Below are 22200 nucleotides of genomic sequence, written 5' to 3'. Positions count from 1 at the left end.
AAAGATTGTAAAAACATGTTGATCATTCGCTTAGACAATATGGGCGATCTGATCATGAGTAATGCAGCGCTTCAGGAAATTAAATCAGCGAATGGAAATTGTAAAATCACATTACTTGCGTCAGAAATGGCTGTTCCCATTATCCCCTACCTAGGCACTGTCGATGACTATATACAATACGATGCCCCTTGGATGAAATTGAGCGCGCATGACACGGTTGCTTCGACTGAAGCATTGATTAAAACCATTAAAAAGCGGCAATTTGATAGTTGTATTATCTTCAACGTATACAGCCAAAATCCAATGGCTTCGATCATGTTGGCATATCTAGCGGAAATCCCCCTGCGAGCGGCTTATATGCGCGAGAATCCCTATACGTTGCTTACCCATTGGATACCAGACAAAGAACCCCTGTTTGAGGTACAGCACCAAATAGCACGTGATCTCGAACTGGTCAGACTGCTTGGCATCAGCCGGTCGATCAATCGATTACCCAGCCTAATTGTACCCCGAGGTCAATTATCGAATTTAATTCCTTTTCGTGGAGGGAAACAGATTATTGTCAATTGTGATGTTTCGGAGCAAAAAAGACGAATTCCCCGTGCTGTCGCACAACAATTGACGCGGCAGCTACTTGATTCAGCATTTCAGGTCATACTTGTTGGCAAGGAATACAACGATTACCTGAGATCATGTTTTTCAGAACTCGTAAGGGAAAATCTGATTAACCTTATTGGAAAGACGACAATTGATGATCTCCTACTCCTCGTAGCACATGCAGATGCTGTGCTCACGGTCAACACGGGCGTTGCTCATATTGCCTGCGCGCTACAAAAACCAACGTTGGTCCTTTACGCTCAGACAAACCCGCAGCATATCCCATGGTCGCAGGATACTGACTTTATCCTTTACCCCGTCGACCCTGCTCTGCGCTCCAAAAATACGATTAACAGCTTTGTCGATAAGCAGAATGGATCATCTAGAATGACACCGTTAAGTGTTGAAAATATCATGGATAAATTGAATTCATTACTTAAGCATTACTCCCAAAAACAGACAGCGCCGGAAGGACCCGTCTGATCTCGCGTACAATACGCTCCATGGCGATAGGTTTGGTCAGATCAAAAGTGGTATGCAGTGCTGTGTTGAGTGGCCCCCAACGCTCGGGCTCACCATCTAGACTTATGACCACACTTTTTGCTTTTAAGGCAGCGGCAATATGGGATATTCCTGTGCAGTTGCATACAAGTAAAGTCGATTCCTTCAAAAGACAGCCAAGCGTACCCAAATCAAGTCTGGAACAGAGGTTAAGCACAGGTCGTTCAAGTAAGCGCTGCAGTTCATTGACCAAAGATTCTTCAGCACTTACCCCAGTCAGGATAATCTGATATCCCATTTGCTGCATTAAGGTCCCAAGAAATCCGAAGTTTTCAATAGGCCAGCGTCGTTTGGCGTCCCGACTGCCCACATGGATAATAACGAAAGGATAGTTTATTTCAGCTTTTATTTTCCTATAGGCCTCCCAATCCTCGGGAAATAAGGGGAAATACATTGTACGATTTGGAATTTTTAAACCTAGAAATTCCATAAGAGCTAGGTGCCTGTTCACCTCGTGAAGCTTTCCTGGATAAGTCATCCAGTCGGGGTCGTCAATTGAAGCTGTTGGTTGAAATCCTACCAGTCGCTTTGCCCCAAAACTCTGTAAAAAATCATTCACCACAGTTCCATCTCCCTGCATCTGAATCAGAAGGTCAAATTTTTCCGCTTGCATCTGCTTGACGAATCGTTCAAGATTGTCGGGATTATATGCAATTTCGGGAAGCTGCGGATGCCCGGAAAAATCCACATATTCATCGATGCAATCAAAGCGTTCCATCAATGTACGCATATGGGGCAAGCCGATAAAGTAGAGCTTGGCATTGGGATAATGCGACTTCAATGCCCTGACGGCGGGAATGGAACACAGGAGATCGCCCAGCTGAAGGGCCCGAAAAATAGCTATCTTAAACATACCATCGATTTTAAGGATAGACAACCCCCAAAGAAATACGGTTTGATTTATTCCTTTTTATCAATCAAAACGCTTTTCCTACGCTAAATCATATTATTTCAAACCTTCGCAGATTTACATCCGTTCTCTTGAAGTATAGAAAGAACGTAAATAAAATTAGTGATATGGAGAATTTAAAGAATAAGCGGATAGCGATATTGGTCGCGGATGGATTTGAAGAAATTGAACTGACTAGCCCAAAGGAAGCCTTGGAAAATGCAGGCGCCAAAACAGACATTATATCACCGGCTGAAGGAACAGTGCGGGCAAAAAATGGAGATGAATGGTCAAATGACTATCCTGTCGATGTTGCTCTGCAGGAGGCAGAAGAGAATCGATATGACGGATTGCTGCTACCAGGCGGGGTCATCAATCCTGATAAATTGAGGACGAATAAAACGGCTATTGCATTGATCAATGCTTTCTGGGAACGGGATAAACCGATCGCAGCCATTTGCCATGGACCGCAATTACTGATTAACGCGGATCTGGTGCGTGATAAAAAAATAACGTCCGTTGAAGCCATTCAAATGGACCTGATTAATGCAGGCGCATTATGGGAAGACAGTGAAGTGGTGATTGACGACAAACTTATTACAAGTCGTACGCCCGACGATCTGCCCGCTTTTAATAAAGCCATCATTAAAGCTTTTGCGACAGAAAAAAAGAACAAAGCGTAGTAGTACAGTTTCAATAACGTATAAAATCGGCCAACCTTTAGATCTTGTAACATGTTCAGCATATAAATAACACATAAAACAGTATATTATGAATACGACAAAAAGTTCAAGCCATACGACTGCCAAAGGGCAATCGCAAAGCAGCAACGCTAACAAAGAAAAAAAATCAGCAACAACAACAGGAAAAAGTGCTTCAGCGTCTAAAGGATCGCAAAACGGAAGTTCTGATAAAACCAAAGCTGAACTCTTGGAAATGGCAAAGAAAATGGAGATCACCGGGCGTCACGATATGACGAAAGATGAACTTGCTAAAGCCATTGAGAAGCAGGGCAAAAAATAGAATGTCATTCACGGACAAGTGCTGATTAGTCCTGAAAATAGATACAGATTTTCAGCTAGAAACTAAGCTTAACAGAAAGACCCGCAATTTTAAATGCGGGTCTTTCTTATTTCTTCCTTTCTTTTGGCCTATCTGTAGGATCATTGGGCATCTCGTTCAACTGATCCACCTGCGGGTCTACTCCGGCCTCGGCATCGCCCTGATCCTTATCGCCTACATCTCGCAGTGTCTCTCCATTTACACCTAACTTGACCTTTTTCTTTTTTTCCATTTCGGTTCCGACGACGCGGTTTTCATTTTTTGTTGCCATATTCCTCTATTTTTTGTTTTTATTGTTTAATCAATGTAAGAGCATGTGATGAAAACCGAAGCTGACAAGACCAGCTGTATTTTTTGTATTCGTTTTCTCGATCAGTTTCTGTCGGTGCCCTTCCACTGTACGTTTGCTCAAAAAAATACGCTCTGCAATTTCGCCGTTGGTGTATCCCTGTGCGATAAGTTCCAAGACATGCAATTCGCGCTCTGAAATATCATATTTTAACAAAACACGATTTAGGTCTGGAGCCCTGTCCGCAAAGTTTTTATAATCGTTAAGGCAGGAAACACTTAAGGAACCACTGATATATTTTTCTCCTTTGGCAACCTGCCGTATACCAAAAAGTACCTCATCACAACTACTATCTTTCACTAAATAGCCATCTGCTCCAGCACGCAATACATCTGCGGCAATGTGTTTGTCATTTTCCATCGTCAAGGCAAGGATTTTTATATCGGGGTATTTCTGTTTAACGAAATCAATGAGGGCTATCCCGCCCATTTCACCCATATTAATATCCGTAAGGATCATATCTGGTCGCTGATCGACATTCAACACATCCAAAGCTGCTTCAGCACTTTCAACATCAGCCAAAACAGTAATGTCATCTTGCGTTTCTAAAATCAGCCGAAAACCACTTCTTACCAAATGATGGTCGTCAACAAGCACTATCTGAATCATAGCTATCTGTTTAATGAACTTATTTACTTCTAGGAACAGCACCCAATTGTAAAAAGTTTTTTACAATTGAATTTATCTAAAAAATAAAGAATATAAGATTGATTTTCTTTTTCTATCATAATAGCAAATATATAAACCGAAACGCTTTTGACCTGAGCTTTGTTCTCCTACTAAGTGCATGCAGGTGGCATGCCATGATTAAACGATAGATAATATGAAAAACTCAACAAAATTAATTGCCGTCAGTCTATTATGCTTAGCAGCCTATGGATGTAACGGCGCTAAAACTGATGATCAAAAATCACAGGAACTGATGCGTGATTCCGTTCCCAACGATACCACGACGATACAATATCGCGACACCACATCTGCCGAATCCCGTGGAGAAATCCCGCCGACACCACAGCCGGATACAACGACAAAAAAATAAAACGAATGTGACTTGGCTATTGTTATTGGCTTGATAATAGCATAATTATGACGTCCTCCCGTCGTGAGATGGCTGGAGATTAGATTTATTGTAGAGAGCTAGACAATGTAAACATTGTCTAGCTTTTTTATTTGGGCACTATTCGAAGGTCAGATTGATTTTCGAAAATCCCAATCCCTGTAAGAGCGGTTTAAAAACGGTGGTTGCATTGGCCTTGGTCTGCTGCAGGATATCCGATTTCTTTACATCATCAGCAACAGCTTTTTCCGCAGCTTTATAAGCTTCATCCACGAGCTCTGCTTCGCGCAAGAAAGCCATTTTCGTATCATAGACTTTGGACGCCTCGTGGTCGATCTTGATGTAACAAATTTCTGGAGCCGGCAATTTGATGGAGACCGAATCCCCCAAAACCGTGATATCTTCCGGACTAAGTTTCGTCAGATTCACACAGCCTACAGCATCTGCTTTCACGATGAGTAATACACTTGCATCCGGTAAAAAAGTATTCACGTTTTTGTGCTCTACAACATCACTGTAACGGTATTTGACCAATTCCAGTTTTCCCATGGCTTCAATACGGTCCACCAACAGCTGATGTTTACTTTCCACTGTCGGTCCGCTGTTATATTTATGATACACAAACCAGGCGCCAACTGCCAAAATGGCTACGATAATTAAAAATTTTAAAAATTTTCCCATAAACTATACTATACAAATTAAAGACCAAGCTGCTTTTTTAGACATTTAACCTGAAAATATTACCTCAATATTATTCTTCAGGGCCACTAAATGGGCATACTTGAAAATTATACCTTTTGATAGACAATTGTTTAGTTAAAAAGTTTAAAAAACATTTGGAACATATGAGCTATAATACTACTTTTGTGACATCAAAATCACGGTAGGTATAGCTCAGTTGGTTAGAGCACTAGATTGTGGTTCTAGGGGTCGTCGGTTCGAGCCCGATTACTTACCCAAAAGGCAGATCAAATGATCTGCCTTTTTTGTTTCTAGTCCCGTCTGTTTGCTCCCGTCTGTTAGCGCCACATAAACCCGCCAATACGGAAAAAGCGGAGCAACTTGTTGATCACGGTTAAAGCAGGTTTTTTAATCTTCCATTTTAATCCATCGAATCCTGTGGGAGCCGCGTTGAAATCTTTCACTGTCGCCGCCCCTGTTTTCATATGGATCGGCGCTTCATCCCTTCGAAGTTTCTCCACCACCAGGATGCTATCATAGTAGTGTAGAGACCCTACCGAACGCGTAAATCCGTTGACCTTCAATCCGCGTTGCTCGGAATGGTAAGCATTGATGTAATCAATAAAATTTTTACTATACTCTATAAAAGTACCGTTCCTTTTATGGCCACCACCATAAAATACCTGATAAGATGTATGTAAATCTTCACAAAGGTATACGCCATTGTCTTTCACATGATCAAAAAGCTCCTCAAATGTCACAATCTGTTGTTTCATCGTATGGCCCCCATCATCAATCAATATATCGATCGGCGGAATAGATTCCTTTACCTGACGCAGAAACTTCCGGTCGGACTGCGAACCAATAAAGATCTCGACATTTTCTTCTTCGAGTTCCTTACAGTGTGGATTGATGTCAATACCATATATTTTAGCACGATCGCCAAAATAGTTCTTCCACATCTGCAGACTTCCACCCTGAAAAACCCCAACTTCCAACACCACGATCTCTTTGCCTTTGAAACGACTAAAATGTCTGTCGTATATATCGAAATAATGCATCCATTTATTGATTAGCTTCGCATTATTATTTCGGAAATAAGTTTCTAACTCGTTCATGTCCTTCGGTCTATTTTAAGGGGTTCTGGTTTTTTATGTGTTGAATTTATTGAAATATAACGAAAAAAGCAACGATATATTTTTCTCCAGTCTAATTTTAAACTTCAATTTTAAAACATTCAAATTATTTTCCTACATTTACATAACTAGTTATATAATTACTTATAATACGATGGAATTATTTGAAAAAACAGGAAAAATAGCCTTAGGTAGCAGATTGCGCTACATGGCTTCCAACATCACAGAAGAAGCCGCCCGGATACACGAGCTTTATCAGATTGAATTTGCACCCAAATGGTTTCCCGTATTCTTTATTTTATCTGAAGGTGATTCCAAGACAATTACTGATATAGCAACAGAGATTGGCCACTCCCAGCCATCGGTCACTAAAATCGTTAAAGAAATGATAGAAGCGGGCCTACTTGAAGATAACCTTCGCTCTATGGATAAACGGAGAAATATGGTTGGATTGAGTAATAAAGGAAAAATGCTATGGGAAAGAATGAAAATTCAATGTATCGATATCGATCGTGCCATTGATGGGATTATCCAGGAAGCTACGCACAATCTATGGGAAGCTTTAGCGGAATGGGAATTTCTCCTTGAACAAAAATCCTTATTGAAACGGGTGCAAGAGCAAAAGAAAATGCGTGAAAGTAAGGATATCAACATTGTACCGTACAATCCAGCCTACCGCTTAGCATTTAAGTCCTTGAATGAGGAATGGATTTCCACCTATTTTGAATTGGAAGAGGCGGACCATAAAGCACTTGACAACCCTGAGGAGTATATTTTGGCAAAAGGCGGCAAAATTATGGTTGCGCTTTATAATGACAAGCCCGTAGGTGTATGTTCACTTATCAAAATGAATCATCCCGATTTTGACTATGAATTGGCAAAAATGGTGGTTTCCCCAACAGTGCAGGGCAAAAATATAGGCTATCTTTTGGGAAAAGCAATTATTGAAGAAGCAAAGACTCTAGGGGCTTCAAAACTGTTTCTCGAGAGCAACACCATTTTAAAACCTGCGATCAATCTCTATCACAAGTTAGGTTTTCAAAAAATCAATGGCTTTCCAAGTACTTATCAACGCTGTAATATCCAGATGGAACTGGATTTAAAAAAATAGCCCTGAGAAGCAGAAACATACACTGGAATGAGTCAACTCAGATAAACGAATGAATGCTTCCTTTTTTAGGGAAGCATTTTTGTTTAATTAATTTTCAAATAAAAGGTGATACTTTTCGCTAAATTGTTACATGTCTATAAATGATATTGCTATGCAACAATTGATCAATTCAAATCGAACAATAGACCGGCAGGTGCTCTTTATGAACTTGTATAAAAGTACATTTCCTATCGTGGCTAAGTACATCAGTCGCATGGGCGGTAATTTAGATGAAGCCAAAGATGTATTTCAGGACGCTTTACTAGTGTATTATGAAAAGATACATTTAACAGAAACACCACCAAACAACGCTATTGGTTATCTGGTCGGAACAGCCAAAAATCTATGGCTTAAACGGTATGGTCAATCCAGCCCAAACCTCCCCCTAGATCAAGTGGATATTGCTTTGACAACCGAAGAGTCTCCTTCTAGCGCAAGGCTGTTTCGCTTTTTGGAGATTGCCGGGCGCAAATGTTTAGAACTTTTGAAAAGCTTCTATTATGATCAAATGTCCCTGCAAGAAATTGCAGATGAATATGGCTATTCGGGCGTAAGGAGCGCCACTGTACAGAAATTCAAATGCCTGGAGAAAGTTAGAGAATCCGTTAAAGAAAAATCCCTGGTTTATGATGACTTCATGGAATGAAACCCAGCAGATAGAAGCATATATCTTTGGAATGGCTGAACCAGAAGATGCATTGCTTTTTGAAGCGCAATTGGTATTGGACGAAGAATTGGCAGACAAGGTTATTGCGCAACAAAAAGCTTATGAAGCTATTCAGCAATTTGGGCGCAAACAATTAAAAACTGAAATTGAAGCCATAACGCAAGCATTATTTACATATCCTGAACATGTCTCTTTCAGAAAAAAAATACTAAAGTTATTTCGCAAATCCTAAATTCTTAACATCATGACGATTGACAAAAATGAGTTCCGCAAATTTGCGGTAGGGCACTGCTATGTCCAAAAAGATCTGGTGGATCATTACATTTCCGGTATCGAGCAATCCCGCATGCCGCTGGCCATGACTCCATATATCACCGAAGAACGCGAATTGCGCGTATCACAAATGGACGTATTTTCCAGATTGATGATTGACCGTATTATCTTTATGGGTGCTGCCGTAGAATCCAACATCGCCAATATCGTACAAGCCCAGCTGCTATTTCTTCAATCTGTTGATCCCAAAAAAGATATACAACTGTATATCAACTCTCCTGGCGGCGAAGTTTATGCTGGATTAGGTATTTATGATACGATGCAATTGATCAGTCCTGATGTTGCAACAATCTGCACCGGTATGGCACTCTCTTTTGGCGCGATATTACTCTGTGGCGGCGCCGCCGGCAAGCGTAGCGCCCTGCAGCACGCACGGGTGATGTTGCATCAACCGCTGGGCGGTGTTCAAGGGCAGGCATCTGACATTGAAATTACAGCCAATCAAGTGTTGAAAATAAAGAAGGAGCTGTACGATATTATTGCCAAACATAGTGGACAAAGCTATCAACGTGTACATGATGTTAGCGACCGGGATCACTGGATGGTTGCTGCAGAAGCAAAAGAATTTGGAATTATTGACGACGTACTGACCTAGCGATGATCATTAAATTTATGAACAATTTCAAACGGACTATTGACAGACTATTGTCAATAGTCCGTTTAATTTTGTTATCAATAAATTTAGATCATCATGAAATTAACATCCATTCGACTGATTGCAAATGACATCCAGCAATCCGTCACATTCTATGAAGAAATCCTGGGCCTCACCGCGCAATGGTTTACACCAGATTTCGCTGAACTTTCCACCAGTTCCATTACCATCGCTATTGGAAGTACGCGTACGATGCAAATGTTTAGCGACAGCCCCACTATCTTTGGCAACACGGCCCCTATTATTATCGAATTTTTAGTGGAAAATGTAGATCATGAATATATTCGGATCAAAAATAGTGATTCAAAAATCATTCAGGAGCCGACAACAATGCCTTGGGGCAATCGCTCATTGCTTTTTTGTGATCCCGATGGTAACCTACTTAACTTTTTCACGCCACGGAGCCCTGAGGCCATCAAGAAATTTGGTTTAGACGCCACTAACTAGTCTGCTCATCGCACAAGATACTAACATCGAATATAGTATCTTGTCTTCATTAATTGACATTTAACAGCTATTCAGCTCATGGCCCTCATTAAAGATATATATACACGGGAATTCTATCAGTTTATTGCCGATCAGTTCCACCGCGTTGATAACAATTTTAACAGAGAACAGTTTATCAAACGTGTTTTTGCAGGCAGTTTTCATGAAATGGAATGGAAACAGCGCACAAAACATAGCACAGCGGTCTTACACGAATTTATGCCGAACTCCTTTCCTGAAGCAGCGGCCTTACTAAGACAAGTTGTGGAACATCTCCTAAAAACGAAGCATCCGGGAGGACTTGAATATGTTATTTTTCCAGACTATATTGAAACTTACGGTATCGAAGATTTTGAAACAGCTGTACAGTCATTTGAAATCGTCACGAGATTTATCAGCTGCGAATTTGCCGTTCGTCCATTTATTATCAACTATGGATCTCGAATGATCGCGGAAATGGAAAGATGGTCCAAAAGTCCACATGCTCAGGTACGACGCCTTGCAAGCGAAGGATCTCGACCCCGACTCCCTTGGGCGATGGCAATTCCATCGTTGAAAAATGATCCTACTCCTATCCTGTCCATCCTACAAAACCTCCATAATGATTCATCCGAGAGCGTCAGAAGAAGTGTAGCCAACAATCTCAACGATATCGCTAAGGATCATCCCCATCTTGTCTTGCGTATTGCCCAGCAATGGAAAGGTATCAGTAAAAATACAGATGCTATCATCAAACATGGCTGCCGTACCTTACTCAAACAAGGGCATCCAGCAATTCTAAGCTTTTATGGACTGGATAGTAACGATTTCGATGTTACCAATCTCAGTATTCATACACCGGCTGTTAAAATAGGTGAACATCTTATTTTTTCCTTTGAAATTGAGAATGGAAGCAGCACCGCTAAATCACTACGTCTGGAGTATGGGTTATATTATCAAAAATCAAATGGCCAGCTATCTCGAAAGGTTTTTAAAATTAGTGAACGAATTTATCAGGGAGCTGAGATAAACCGTATCGAGCGAAAGCAATCTTTTAAATTGATTACCACCCGGAAATTCTATGCGGGGAAGCATAAAATCTCCATTATTGTCAATGGGCGAGAAATGGTCCAACAGGAATTTGAGCTATTGCACATTTAATTGGACATAAGAAACAAACGAAGGGCTTTCGTGTTCTACTAGAAACAATAGAATATGCGCTGGATGACTTTTTCCAAGGTATATGTGGTAGGTGGTTTATATTAATATGAAGTCTGTTATGAAGAAAATTCTCTTAATCTTTTTTGTCTCACTTATTCTATTTCTCATTGGGCTTTTCATTAGAACGCTGACTTATCCGTTTACGCGAGTCAAAAAATCGGAAGTGGCGCCAATGCCGCCAGCGGTCAATGACAGTATTGTTGCCCGAATTGCTGGCGGTATCAAAATAGCCGCCATCTCTATCGGCGACTCGACATTATTTAATCATGCTCCTTTTGAAGAACTTAATAATTACATCAGGTACAACTTTCCACTGATCTATCGCTCGCTGGAAACCTATACAATCAATGGTCATGCGCTGGTCTTTCGACTCAAGGGAAGCGACAAGAGCTTGCTTCCGCTACTCTTTCTTTCCCATATGGATGTTGTCCCTCCTGGTTCAGCTGCTATAAAAAACAACGGTTCATCACTATTTCGGCCTAGCGACCAGGCGATACCACCTGTAAGCGAAATCGCCGAAGAGTGGGACTATGCACCTTTTTCGGGGGCAGTAGCCAACGGCCGCATTTATGGACGTGGAAGCTTAGACATGAAAGGCATGCTTTTCTCCTTACTTGAAGCGACAGAACAGCTGGTTCGAGAACAGGTACAGCCCAAGCGGGATATCTACCTCGCTTTTGGTTTTGATGAAGAAGTTGGGGGCGTACGTGGCGCAGCCAAAATAGCAGACTACTTCAAAGAAAAGGGCCTTAAATTCGAAGCCGTTTATGACGAGGGTGGACTCATTCTGGAAAAGGGCTCGGTCGAGGGGATCAGCTCGGATGTAGCATTGATCGGTTGCGCGGAGAAGGGATTTTTATCCCTGAAAATAAAGGTTAAAGGTCTTGGGGGGCACTCTTCGATGCCCCCAACAACGAGTGCAATTGGTCAAGCGGCAGTCATCATGCAGCGCTTAGAAAATCACCAGATGAAAGCACAGATCAACCCCATTATCCAAAACTTCTTTCAACAGGTTGGTGGCAGCATGCCTTTTGCCTCCCGCTTTGCGATCGCTAACCGCTGGCTTCTTGAACCTTTACTTCTGGCTCAACTAACGAAAAACCATTCGACTAATGCTCTCGTGCGAACAACTACGGCACTGACAATGATGAAAGGCAGCGATGCCCCCAATGTCCTTTCACCTGAAGTTGAATTTGTTGTCAATTTTAGACTGCTACCCGAAAACACCCTACAGGAAGTTCGGGATCATGTCGAGCAGGCTACAAGCGGGTTTGATGTTGAGATCGAACAGGTCGACAATGCACGAGAAGCATCCAAAGTCTCACCAACAGACGCTAAAGCCTACAAAATGATGGAAATTGCTATCCGCAGACTATACCCCGATCTTATTATTACGCCCTACCTGACGGTGGGCGGAACCGACGCGATCAAATATCAGCATCTCAGTGATCATATCTATCGATTTATGCCCATTAAAATTAATCACGCCGAACAGCAGAGTATGCATAGTACCAATGAATACATCAGCATTGAAAACTACCTGAAGATGATAGACTATTTTTATTACATGATGCGTCACTACGACGATGAAACGATTTAACCATGGACAATCTTCGCAATTACATTCACACACTGGTTGATTTTTTAACAAACACAGATAAGAAATATGAAAACAGACAATAACGCACTCTTGGAATTCGAAAAATTTATGGCTATCCGATTGAAATCCTCAACAGATTTTGTGGAGGGCCATTTTCACTCTCTTAAAGACATTTCTGTCTCGAATGAGCCGGCAACAATTTTTCCGCCCAATGGAATATACATCTCTGGGGTATCCGAGGTCAATGATTTTAATCAAAAAGGAGCTTCCAATTTCCTTCCGGGTGCAGAAAACAAATTTGAAGTGATCCATCAAGATGCATGTGATTCGCTAGCTTACTGGACGGGTATACAACGTTCGACAGTCAACGTAAAAGGGCGAGATACAGCAGTGATTTTCAATCTCAGAATCACCGAAATCTTCAGAAAAGAGCAAGGCAATTGGAAGCTTATGCATCGACATGCCGATAAACTGGCCGAATAATCGAGATGGCTTAGCAAATCGTCAGATAAAACGGCCGTGTGCAGCAAACCACTGGAGACTATTTAAGCTATTGCGCATTGCAGCATTTACCTAATGATAGTTCATTAAATAAACAATGGCGACTATCTAACGTATCCATTTTGTTACAAAAGCAATTCACACAAACGATTGCATTGAATAATTTTCGTTTAATTTAATTGTATTTATAAAATTAGAGTCAACAATTAAATTTAACTTATGAGATATCCCAAATTTACACTACTGCTTTGTGCAGTATTGGCAAGCTTTCTGTCTTGCAAAAAAAGCGAGGTGCAAACCAATTCAGAAGAGAAATTATCGCTCCGTGCTGCATCCCCTGGAGCAAGCGGATACGAAGTTCCCTTAGGTGGTAATGCCTTTGTTACTTCAGCACCTTCCGGTGCAGTTGAAGTCATCAATAGCAATGGCTTGGCAAACTGGACCAATGCCAATAGCGTGATTAGTACCTACGCCAAGGTCCCCCAAGCAGGCGCTTTACGTGTTAAAATAAGGGCTAAAGTATTACCGTCCGGCGATAGCAGTACGGTGAAGTTAACGATCAACGGTGTAAGTAAACAAATCAAACTTAAGGGTGGAACCCTTAAGGATTACACTGTTGGTACCTATTCGCTAAATGCGGCGGGTTATATAAAAATGGATCTTCAAGGTGTATCCAAGTCAGGTGGTTACTTTGCCGATGTATCCCACTTGATTTTAGATAGTTCGGCAACGAATGGCACAGTAATTTATAGTGACAATAATGTAGATAATACCTACTATTGGTCGCGACGGGGTCCATCCTGCCATTTGAGTTATACCATTCCAACAAATCAGCAAGTTTCCTATTATTATAGCGAGGTGAAAGTCCCCGCTGGAGAAGATAAAATAGGATCTTACTTTATGGCAAATGGCTTCGGCCAAGGATATTTCGGAATGCAGGTCAATTCAGCGACAGAGCGCAGAATATTATTTTCTGTTTGGAGTCCATATAGCACCGATAACCCATCACAAATACCTGCAGAGGACCGCATTACATTAAATAGAAAAGGTGCAAATACCACGACAGGAGAGTTCGGTGGCGAAGGTTCTGGCGGACAAAGCTACCTCAAGTTTAATTGGACTGCCGCTACTACCTATAAATTTTTATTAAAGGGAGAACCTGATAATAATGGAAGTACTGATTTTACAGCATGGTTTAATGATCCTTCGACCAATACTTGGATACTCATTGCAAGTTGGAAACGTCCCAAAACAAATACTTATTTAACAGGATTTCATAGCTTCCTCGAAAATTTCAACGCCGACAACGGCTTTCTGGGACGTTCGGCAGAATATAGTAATCAATGGGTTCGAACATCTGCTGGAACTTGGCTGAAAGTCGTGGAAAGTACCTTTACGGTTGATGCAACCTATTCCAATAACCAGCGGATAGACGCCATTGGCGGAATAACCGGGAATAGCTTCTTCCTGAAAAATGGCGGTTTTTTCAATACTGTCGTAAATCCCGGAACGAAATTTACACAAGCAGGTACTGGCACAGCACCTTCAATAAATCTAACAACACTGCCGTAATACGCATGTTTACAGCAAATTATTAGTAGTTTATATTCCATGTAAAGGGGCAATACGTTCAAATGAAGTATTGCCCTTTTAAAAACTTAACCTTGTGATATTTACATAACAATTCGTACCTTTCACTAACACTTTAATAAAATTAGCTAATCCCCCGCCTTGGGCAGGTTGTAAACCCAATGGCTTTTCCGAATACCGACGATAGATTCCAGCATCAAGAACAATAAACTTGTTTATGAATATACTATCCAAACCCTTATTTATCCTATTGAGCACCCTGTTGCTAATTAATAGCCTTTCATCAAACGGACAGTATCTTTCACCCATCAATACTGACCATAAACTTAAAAACCAACTCGATACAATTGTAAACTGTTCCGTTGTTGATTATCTTTCCAACAACAATACATTTAGTGTGTCTATTGGGATTTATATTAAAGGGCACAAAACAACCTACACCTACAGTAGAGAAAAGTTACCAAACGCCGATAACTATTACAACATTGGATCGGTGGCGAAAACCTTTGTCGGCGCTCTACTTGCGCAAGCGGTCCTTGATAAGAAAATCAACCTCGATGATGATATCCGTAAATACTTGCCAGGAGGTTATTCCAATTTACAATACCGCGGCCATGGAATCCGCGTTAAGCATCTAGCAAATCATACTTCTGCCCTTCCAAAGACTTTCAGATCGCTTCCTACCAAAGTTGTCGATAGTTTAAGGGGGCTCACTATTCCGGAACAGGTAGACTATCTTGGAAAGTACAGTCGTGACAACCTATTGGATGATCTGAGGAAAGTCAAGCCCGACACCGTCCCAGGTACAAAGTTCAGTTACAATAGCACGGCTGTGATGGTACTTATTGCGCTATTGGAAAGTAGCTATAAAGATTCCTATGAAAATCTTATCAGCGCATATCTGAAGGGACACCTCGGTATGCATTATACAACGCCCTATTTAGATGAGTCACAAATAAACGACGTTGTACAGGGCCACGATAATAAAGGTCAGCCTGTTCCATTTGCGAATCTGAGCGGGTTTTACTTTGGCCCCACAATGAATTCAACGATCAATGATATGTTGATCTACATCGAAGCCAACCTCAAACTAAACGATAGAGCCCTTGGTCTAACACATCAACTGACCTATGGAAAAGACGATGGATTTGGTATGGGGCTCGGTTGGATGATCAATCGTGATGAACGTGGGGTTCGCTATTTCTATCACGATGGAAATACTAAAATAGGCTACAATACCTTATGTGTGCTGTATCCCACAGATGATTATGGTATCGTTATTATGGTCAACGACACCATTGATCAACGCAAGGTCAGTGAACTTGAAAATGACATTAGACATCAGTTATTACTGTATAATCGACGACAGGTTCAGCCTTCATCTTCAGCAGAAAAGAAGGATTAAAATTAAGTTATCATTAAAAAAATATGTTTTTATTTTTAATTCAATAAAAAATAAAATTAAAATAAGAGAAGTAATAATAAATTCTCCCAAAATATTATTAATTTTCGGAAACTAACCAATGTGGAAATCGGTGAATGTTTATTTTTTTAACTAAAGAAAGGAGGCAAACAAAACAACGACAATGAGAACCGCTTGAAAAACCAAGCACAATTAAATTAATGATTCATTCACAAATCTTAAAAACTAAGTTATGTTAAAATTAACCAGTCGCCGGAACAGACTTTATACTGTTTTGGCCGTAGTTTCCACATTTTCTATTTTTAGTTGCCAAAAAACTTCATTAACTCCTGAGAGTCCAGAAGCACAACTGAACAAAAAAGCTGCTGTATCCGCACAGGCAGGAGCGACAATTGCAACATTAAATTGGGATCAAACCTATCAAAAGATTGATGGATTTGGTGCATTCGGAGGCCGGATTGTTCCATTCTTTGAATCCGCAAAAAGAGATAGTATTCTGGATTATTTATGGGGAGGCAGTGGATTGAAACTGAATATCCTTCGTGGAAAAGTACTTCATACCTATCCTTTTAATCAACAGACCAAGGTCGTTACCATTAAACCGGCAGGAGTTTCGATTGACGTAGACCCCAATAGTGCGACTTATCAGAATTTGACAGCAGATGAAAAAGAACAGCTTGGACAGGTCTGGATCATCAAGAAAGCAAAAGAACGGTTCCAAGTTCCCTTCGTTATAACAAGTACCTGGACTCCGCCCTTATACATGAAGACCAATACGAGCAGTATTTCCGCGAAATGGTTTAATGGACTTAATTTTAATACTTCTTCAACAGCTTTCGCGCGCTACCTGACTGGATTTGTAAAATCATTTCAAAATGAAGGAATTACAATCAATGCCATCTCTCCTTCAAATGAGCCTGAAAATGTCTTTTCAGACTGGGATGCTTCTTATTGGGACGCTTCGCATTTGGGACAATTTATTACCAACAATCTCCGTCCAGAATTAAACAGCGCTGGTCTACAATCCACCAAGATTATATCTTCCGAAAATGCGGCCTGGGGAACTGCCGATAATTTCCTCTCAGGCATGGACAGAAGCAATGTCGACATCCTTGCGGGGCACGGCTACGTTGAAATAAGTGGCATCATCACTGGTCAACGTGGGTTTAACCAGAGTCCGTCCATGTGGAATTTTAGTATTGGTGGTAAACCAATGTGGGTAACAGAAGCGTCCGATGATGGCGGCAATTATGACAGTGGCATTGAAGGCGGCTTGAAACTGGCCGTTAATATGCACAAACTACTGGCGGATTGTAATGCCAATGCCTATGTATTTTGGCTAGGGATGCTGGCATTTCAAAATAATGAGGCGCTTATTTGCACAAAGAGTGATGGTTCTTTGGAGTTTCCAAAAACGTATGATGTGATGGGACATTATTCCAGGTTTATCAAAGCAGGTTATATGCGTATCAATGTAGCGGTTCAAAATGGAAATGGCTTATTGATTTCGGCTTACAAAGATCCTCAATCAGGTAAGTTTGCCTTAGTTGTCACCAACACGGGTACCGCAGCTGTTCCATTGGATATCAACCTCACAGGTTTTGCAAGCGGTGCGCTGAACAATTACCAAACCACGGCAAGCAGTTCTGGCCATTGGGGTAACGTCGGAGCTGTAACACCAAACAGCTCAGGTGTCTATTCCTTAACAATACCTGCTAAAAGTATAAGCACTTTAGAAGGCAACAAACTTTAATTTGTTCATCATACTGAGGGAGCTGTCCTCCCTCAGTGTATTGTTCAAAACACATATCCTAGTTCTAAATTTTGTGCCATTGCCTGTTTCCCTTTATCTTGAAAACTTAACTTTCCATAGCATCTGAAGATATGCTTCGAAAGCATAAAAATTTGAACGACTTCTAAAAATAAGAATTTAAAGAACAAAATCCAGCTGGCTTTCGTTCTTTAAAAAATCAATTCTAAATCATTAGGAGATATAATGCTTAAAAAACAAGTTGAAGAACGACCTGTTCTTTCCGAACTAAAATATATTCCAATATCTTTGCTACCTATATTTTGGAAAAACTACTATGAAATTGCGCTACCTTACGATGCTTACTCTTGGGATGTGTACTATCTCTGGATTAAAAGCACAAGAAAAATCAAATCTTATCAAACTAAATCTTTGGCCCCTATCTGTCGGGAATATTGCATTGGAGTATGAAAGATCGCTCAATGAGCACCTATCGATCAATGGAACGATAAGTTATCGTCCAAAAACCAACTTACCCTTTAAATCCCTATGGGAATCTGTTTTTGATGATGATAATAATATTTTGGGCGAAGCTAAATTAGGCGCTTTTTCCATTACCCCCGAAGTACGTTTCTACCTCGGGAATAAAGAAGTGTCAAAAGGATTCTATATCGCGCCCTTTGTCAAATACGCCAATTATAGTGTACACACAAAGATTACCGTCGATGAATCAAATTATCACCGTGAAGTACCTCTATCGGGCAGCTTAGATGCTTTTACCGGTGGGGTAGCTGTCGGTAACCAATGGAAACTTGGACAAAACATCTATTTAGACTGGCGCATTGTCGGTCCCGGTTATGGCTTCAACAATGGAAAGTTCGAAGGGAAAACTCCATTAAATGCAGACGAACAACGCGAAGTAAGGAGACAACTTGATGAATTTGATAGTAAACTCATGAAAATCAAAAAAGAAGTAAATGCCGATGGCGTAACACTAAGCACTAGCGGACCGTTTGCCGGTATTCGCACCGCATTATCCATAGGCTACCGGTTTTAATTACAAGATCCTACGTTCCTCGTATCATCTTTTCCAATAAGCGCACAATGGTGCGCTTTTATCCATAGCAATCGCTAAGGATCCTTTGTGCAGTTTTCATTCCAGTTTCGGGAAGAAATAGATCAACATCCCTATCGCTAGTTTATCAAATTAGATTATGCTCACGGGCATACTTAAGCATTTGTCCTATGGTTTGACATTCTGCTTTTGCCATCATCTTCCTGCGATGTGCAACAACTCTGTGTGGGCTCAAAAAGGTGTAAAAAGCAAATAAAAGACCGTTTATTATCCAATAAAAAAGCAATGGAGCAAGACCTGAGCTATTGACCTCTTCTTGCTCCATTGTTTTCTTTAAATGGTGCTGGATTTTATGCAATTATTCGATCCCGGATTCTGGTAGTTTCAACAATCAAATCCACTTAGTCTTCTATCCGCTATTTAGAATGGCCCTTGGGAGGTGTTTCCAGAATTTTAATAAAATGTCCCTAATTTTATCTTTAATATCATTTTCTCCAAATACTCTTGCTACCTTTGTTCTTCAAATTAAATTAACATGCCAAAAGAGACAAGAACAGGGCTTTATCAGGGAATCATCGAAAAAGATGACAACGGGAATTACTTTTGTGGTCCCTACCTACTGGATTATCAGACCGTAGAAACTTACTATAAATTGGGCGATCGCGTTAGTATCAAAACCATTATCAAAAATACAAGCCGCAAGAGTATGGAAGCTTATCCGCAAAAATCAGTTAAATTTTCCTATGCGTCAGAGGATCATGGAAATGATTAAAACCCATTTAGATTGAACAATATAAATAACAAGGCCAGTTCTACAGAAATGGCCTTGTTATTTTCAAGATTGTTTTTGACGCGAGGCGAAAAACAAAGCCTCTGATTTTTGGTAAATCAAGAGGCTTCAACATAATCAAATGGATCGATTACTTTATAAAATAGGTATATTTTTTTTCAGCATAAAGAATGTACATTCAATAACTTATCTAAATGATGCATCTAAAATTCATTTTCCATAAAAGCTATTCTAAATTCACATTCTTTTTGAGCGATTCAACCCGTCGTCGCTACCATTTAGTGTAAGTGTCATTACTGATTTACGCTTCAAATATAAAAAACTAGTTTAATAGCGTCCGAGCGGAGATAATTGCTTGTGTCTAATTTTCGTCGAAATAGCGATTCAGTACGATGAAATTAAAGAGCGAAGTAAGGCGATATATCTCGATAATAAAATTATATTTGCAAAAAAACAATTAACCTAGCAATGAATAATAAATGTCTTAATTGCAATTGTGCGATAGAAACCAATTTTTGCGGCTATTGTGGACAAAAAGCTGCAACGCACAGAACACGGTATTAATGCCGTAATCAATACCATTGGATTACGCAATCTAAATTATATTGGAATTAATATATAAGTATACACGAATCACTAGCCAATAAGGTCTTATGCTACAAAAACGATCAAGTTTTTTTCTACAATTTGGTATCCTATTAAATTTAATTACATGTAATTTTTGTTTTGCACAAAAACACAAATACGATAATAGACGAATAGATAGTGCAACATTTGTTGAAACTAGAACAATATTAAGCCAGTTAAGCACGGATCAATATGAGAAAAGGATATTCACCAATGAGTTCGTTACAATACCTTACCGGCTTCTCTTACCAAAAAATTTCAATTCAAAAAGAAAATATCCTGTTGTCATTACATTTCATAATTCATCTAGAATGGGTAGTGACAATGAAAACCAATTAGAGCATTTGGCAAGAACCTGGATTAGAGAAGATATTTATACAAGGTTCAACTGTTTCGTTGTTGCCCCACAGTTTGAAAAGCGTTCATCAATCTACGAATTGAATAAGAATGGTATACTTGAGGCAAGACCTTCAAGAGATGCACGGCAAATTTTAGAATTGATAGAAAATATTGAAGACGAGTTTAAAAATATCGATAAAAATCGAATTTATCTCGTCGGTTATTCTATGGGAGCGTCAACAGCACAAAACCTCATGAGCCTGGCCCCAGAAAAATTCGCAGCAATGATTTCTATCGCCGCTGTACCAGATCTATCTAATATCAACGCACTTGTCCATAAAAACATTTGGCTTATCATGGTGAAAAAGATATAGAGAACCCTTATATTGGAAGCGAAGTTTTGTACAAAAAGCTGCACGGAAATCGTAAACTCAATTTCACAACTTTTAAAAATTTACAGCATAATAATATTGTCATTCCGTTTCTACTAACGGACGAGCTCCAAAAATGGTTATTCACTAAGCATAATTAACTTAATTGGACTAGTACCGAGTCTTCAGGGCAATAGGTTGTAATTCCTCATTCGGTATCTGAGGAACATATACGGTCTGTCCTCCCCTTTCGTCGATCAACAAGGCCAATAAACTACTGATGTCGTCGATCGTGTCCAATCCTATAGGGCTGTCTACTATAGCTATATCCCGATCCGAAAGAATCTTTACGGCCTGATGGAAGCTTTCTTGAACCACTAAGATATCCCCGCGGCCATCCTGGCAGGCGCGATAGATTTCTTGAAGATCAGTGATCACTAAGCCCTTGCCCACAGCTGCTTCCAATTCTTTAAAGTAGTCCTCATTTTTTCGTACAAGCTCCTGTTTCATAAAATTCCAAGCACGGCTCTCCAACTGATGTGTTTCAATGTTGTTATAATCAATAGGCAGGTATCCGTAATAGACCGAGGGGCGATCTGCAACCTGTAAGAGCTTGCTATAGTTATCTTCTGTACAGAAAACGAGCGTGACAATCCTCTCTTCACCAATAAATCGTAAAAGGGCTTTATCAACCCGATTAAGATATTCCCTGAGAAGATCATCAAGATGTTTGGCATCACTGCTCTTATCCGGAAATGTATTATGGAATTGATTTTCGGGAATCGGGAACTCTTCGCTACTGATATCCTCAACAATGCGACCGTTGATGGCTCGAAAAAGGTGGACACCGCTTTGCGAAAGGAGCATCACAAGATAACTGGTTTGACGGCCAATCTCCTTCACCAACGGGCGTACTGCAAATGTATTGCTGATATGGACTCCTTCTTGGTTTGTCTCCCAAGAGGACTTGAAAACTTCACTGATGGTATCAGAAACGAAAATATGTAGACTTTCAAGATTATAATTGATATCGAGCTCCTGCTCTATTTTTTCCAATTTTTCAATCAGACCAACAACATCTTTCTGATCATGTTTATCCAACAACCTATCAATCGCTTCTCTTTTAAAATTTTTGATTTTTATGCGGTCACTGAGATTATCAGGATGTGTGCGATGGGTATTGACAGAAATGGTTACACATAATTCATCCTGAACCCGAATAAGCGTTTGCAGAAGTTGTTTTTCGAACATTACCATAAAGAAATACGTTAAGAAATAAATACAGTTATATGTAACAACAATTGCAGGAAG

The 22200-nt window shown here is 40.2% G+C and carries 25 protein-coding genes and 1 tRNA gene; 19 read left to right on the top strand and 7 right to left on the bottom strand.

Annotated features, from left to right (window positions below; all coding sequences use genetic code 11):
• Positions 1-15: 15 nt before the first annotated feature.
• The gene (locus BGP15_RS06445; protein ID WP_286769012.1) at positions 16-1080 is read left to right on the top strand and encodes a glycosyltransferase family 9 protein; all 1065 of its coding nucleotides are present in this window, start codon (positions 16-18) and stop codon (positions 1078-1080) included.
• Here the strand turns inward: BGP15_RS06445 and BGP15_RS06440 are convergent.
• On the bottom strand, positions 1034-2011 hold the full coding sequence (locus BGP15_RS06440; RefSeq protein WP_286769011.1) for a glycosyltransferase family 9 protein: 978 nt from the start codon (positions 2009-2011) through the stop codon (positions 1034-1036). The genes BGP15_RS06445 and BGP15_RS06440 overlap by 47 nt on opposite strands.
• A 164-nt stretch (positions 2012-2175) precedes the next feature.
• On the opposite strand from BGP15_RS06440, the gene BGP15_RS06435 reads away from it, so the two are divergent.
• Together BGP15_RS06435 and BGP15_RS06430 are read left to right on the top strand one after the other, a co-directional pair.
• Positions 2176-2730, top strand: coding sequence for a type 1 glutamine amidotransferase domain-containing protein (locus tag BGP15_RS06435; protein WP_204991153.1), 555 nt, complete (start codon positions 2176-2178; stop codon positions 2728-2730).
• 88 nt (positions 2731-2818) lie between these two features.
• A complete protein-coding gene (locus BGP15_RS06430; RefSeq protein ID WP_070564428.1) occupies positions 2819-3070 on the top strand; it encodes a Rho termination factor N-terminal domain-containing protein in 252 nt (83 codons plus the stop codon).
• Between the two features lie 106 nt (positions 3071-3176).
• On the opposite strand, the gene BGP15_RS06425 is transcribed toward BGP15_RS06430, so the two are convergent.
• Both BGP15_RS06425 and BGP15_RS06420 read right to left on the bottom strand, forming a co-directional pair.
• Positions 3177-3380, bottom strand: coding sequence for a hypothetical protein (locus BGP15_RS06425; protein WP_070564431.1), 204 nt, complete (start codon positions 3378-3380; stop codon positions 3177-3179).
• Positions 3381-3410: 30 nt separating this feature from the next.
• Positions 3411-4067, bottom strand: a complete 657-nt coding sequence (locus BGP15_RS06420) for a response regulator transcription factor (RefSeq protein WP_070564434.1) — start codon at positions 4065-4067, stop codon at positions 3411-3413.
• 214 nt (positions 4068-4281) lie between these two features.
• On the opposite strand from BGP15_RS06420, the gene BGP15_RS06415 reads away from it, so the two are divergent.
• Positions 4282-4497 carry a hypothetical protein gene (locus BGP15_RS06415; RefSeq protein WP_046676306.1) on the top strand — a complete coding sequence of 72 codons (216 nt, stop codon included), beginning with the start codon at positions 4282-4284 and terminating at the stop codon, positions 4495-4497.
• Positions 4498-4635: 138 nt separating this feature from the next.
• Here the strand turns inward: BGP15_RS06415 and BGP15_RS06410 are convergent, their stop codons facing one another.
• Entirely contained in the window at positions 4636-5196 is a 561-nt protein-coding gene (locus BGP15_RS06410) for a DUF4230 domain-containing protein (protein WP_046676305.1), read from the bottom strand.
• A 202-nt stretch (positions 5197-5398) separates the two neighbouring features.
• Here BGP15_RS06410 and BGP15_RS06405 point away from each other — a divergent pair.
• Positions 5399-5472: transfer RNA gene (locus BGP15_RS06405), tRNA-His, on the top strand.
• A 62-nt stretch (positions 5473-5534) separates the two neighbouring features.
• Here BGP15_RS06405 and BGP15_RS06400 read toward each other — a convergent pair.
• The gene (locus BGP15_RS06400; RefSeq protein ID WP_083295870.1) at positions 5535-6314 is read right to left on the bottom strand and encodes a class I SAM-dependent methyltransferase; all 780 of its coding nucleotides are present in this window, start codon (positions 6312-6314) and stop codon (positions 5535-5537) included.
• Positions 6315-6486: 172 nt separating this feature from the next.
• Here BGP15_RS06400 and BGP15_RS06395 point away from each other — a divergent pair, with 172 nt between their 5' ends.
• The 12 genes from BGP15_RS06395 (at position 6487) to BGP15_RS06340 (ending at position 18744) form a co-directional block, all read left to right on the top strand.
• The gene (locus tag BGP15_RS06395) at positions 6487-7443 is read left to right on the top strand and encodes a bifunctional helix-turn-helix transcriptional regulator/GNAT family N-acetyltransferase (RefSeq protein ID WP_070564440.1); all 957 of its coding nucleotides are present in this window, start codon (positions 6487-6489) and stop codon (positions 7441-7443) included.
• Between the two features lie 151 nt (positions 7444-7594).
• Entirely contained in the window at positions 7595-8128 is a 534-nt protein-coding gene (locus BGP15_RS06390) for an RNA polymerase sigma factor (RefSeq protein WP_286769010.1), read from the top strand.
• Positions 8109-8381, top strand: a complete 273-nt coding sequence (locus BGP15_RS06385) for a hypothetical protein (protein ID WP_286769009.1) — start codon at positions 8109-8111, stop codon at positions 8379-8381. Before BGP15_RS06390 ends, BGP15_RS06385 begins: the two co-directional genes overlap by 20 nt.
• 12 nt (positions 8382-8393) lie before the next feature.
• On the top strand, positions 8394-9077 hold the full coding sequence (locus tag BGP15_RS06380; RefSeq protein WP_201639237.1) for an ATP-dependent Clp protease proteolytic subunit: 684 nt from the start codon (positions 8394-8396) through the stop codon (positions 9075-9077).
• A 96-nt stretch (positions 9078-9173) separates the two neighbouring features.
• Positions 9174-9584 (top strand): VOC family protein, encoded by a 411-nt coding sequence (locus tag BGP15_RS06375; protein WP_286769008.1) that lies wholly within the window; start codon positions 9174-9176, stop codon positions 9582-9584.
• Positions 9585-9662: 78 nt separating this feature from the next.
• On the top strand, positions 9663-10763 hold the full coding sequence (locus tag BGP15_RS06370; RefSeq protein ID WP_286769007.1) for a DNA alkylation repair protein: 1101 nt from the start codon (positions 9663-9665) through the stop codon (positions 10761-10763).
• A gap of 118 nt (positions 10764-10881) precedes the next feature.
• The gene (locus tag BGP15_RS06365) at positions 10882-12423 is read left to right on the top strand and encodes a M20/M25/M40 family metallo-hydrolase (protein ID WP_286769006.1); all 1542 of its coding nucleotides are present in this window, start codon (positions 10882-10884) and stop codon (positions 12421-12423) included.
• Positions 12424-12489: 66 nt separating this feature from the next.
• On the top strand, positions 12490-12906 hold the full coding sequence (locus BGP15_RS06360; protein ID WP_286769005.1) for a nuclear transport factor 2 family protein: 417 nt from the start codon (positions 12490-12492) through the stop codon (positions 12904-12906).
• A 237-nt stretch (positions 12907-13143) separates the two neighbouring features.
• Entirely contained in the window at positions 13144-14496 is a 1353-nt protein-coding gene (locus BGP15_RS06355; RefSeq protein ID WP_286769004.1) for a DUF3472 domain-containing protein, read from the top strand.
• 235 nt (positions 14497-14731) lie between these two features.
• Entirely contained in the window at positions 14732-15919 is a 1188-nt protein-coding gene (locus BGP15_RS06350; RefSeq protein WP_286769003.1) for a serine hydrolase domain-containing protein, read from the top strand.
• Between the two features lie 250 nt (positions 15920-16169).
• Positions 16170-17690, top strand: a complete 1521-nt coding sequence (locus BGP15_RS06345; RefSeq protein WP_286769002.1) for a glycoside hydrolase — start codon at positions 16170-16172, stop codon at positions 17688-17690.
• A 334-nt stretch (positions 17691-18024) separates the two neighbouring features.
• Positions 18025-18744, top strand: coding sequence for a DUF3575 domain-containing protein (locus BGP15_RS06340; protein ID WP_286769001.1), 720 nt, complete (start codon positions 18025-18027; stop codon positions 18742-18744).
• A gap of 145 nt (positions 18745-18889) precedes the next feature.
• Here the strand turns inward: BGP15_RS06340 and BGP15_RS06335 are convergent, their stop codons facing one another.
• Positions 18890-19087 (bottom strand): hypothetical protein, encoded by a 198-nt coding sequence (locus BGP15_RS06335; protein WP_286769000.1) that lies wholly within the window; start codon positions 19085-19087, stop codon positions 18890-18892.
• Positions 19088-19297: 210 nt separating this feature from the next.
• Between BGP15_RS06335 and BGP15_RS06330 the strand changes: the two genes are divergently transcribed.
• Both BGP15_RS06330 and BGP15_RS27060 read left to right on the top strand, forming a co-directional pair.
• A complete protein-coding gene (locus BGP15_RS06330) occupies positions 19298-19534 on the top strand; it encodes a hypothetical protein (protein ID WP_070564469.1) in 237 nt (78 codons plus the stop codon).
• A gap of 671 nt (positions 19535-20205) precedes the next feature.
• Positions 20206-20892, top strand: a complete 687-nt coding sequence (locus BGP15_RS27060; protein ID WP_502688434.1) for a carboxylesterase family protein — start codon at positions 20206-20208, stop codon at positions 20890-20892.
• A 168-nt stretch (positions 20893-21060) separates the two neighbouring features.
• Here the strand turns inward: BGP15_RS27060 and BGP15_RS06320 are convergent, their stop codons facing one another.
• Positions 21061-22146 carry a baeRF3 domain-containing protein gene (locus BGP15_RS06320; RefSeq protein WP_286768998.1) on the bottom strand — a complete coding sequence of 362 codons (1086 nt, stop codon included), beginning with the start codon at positions 22144-22146 and terminating at the stop codon, positions 21061-21063.
• Positions 22147-22200 lie beyond the last annotated feature (54 nt).

The organism is Sphingobacterium sp. 40-24, from assembly GCF_001899705.1.
GTDB classification, from domain to species: domain Bacteria; phylum Bacteroidota; class Bacteroidia; order Sphingobacteriales; family Sphingobacteriaceae; genus Sphingobacterium; species Sphingobacterium multivorum.
Note: the sequence above shows the minus strand (reverse complement) of the source record. Positions and strands in the feature narration are given on the sequence as shown.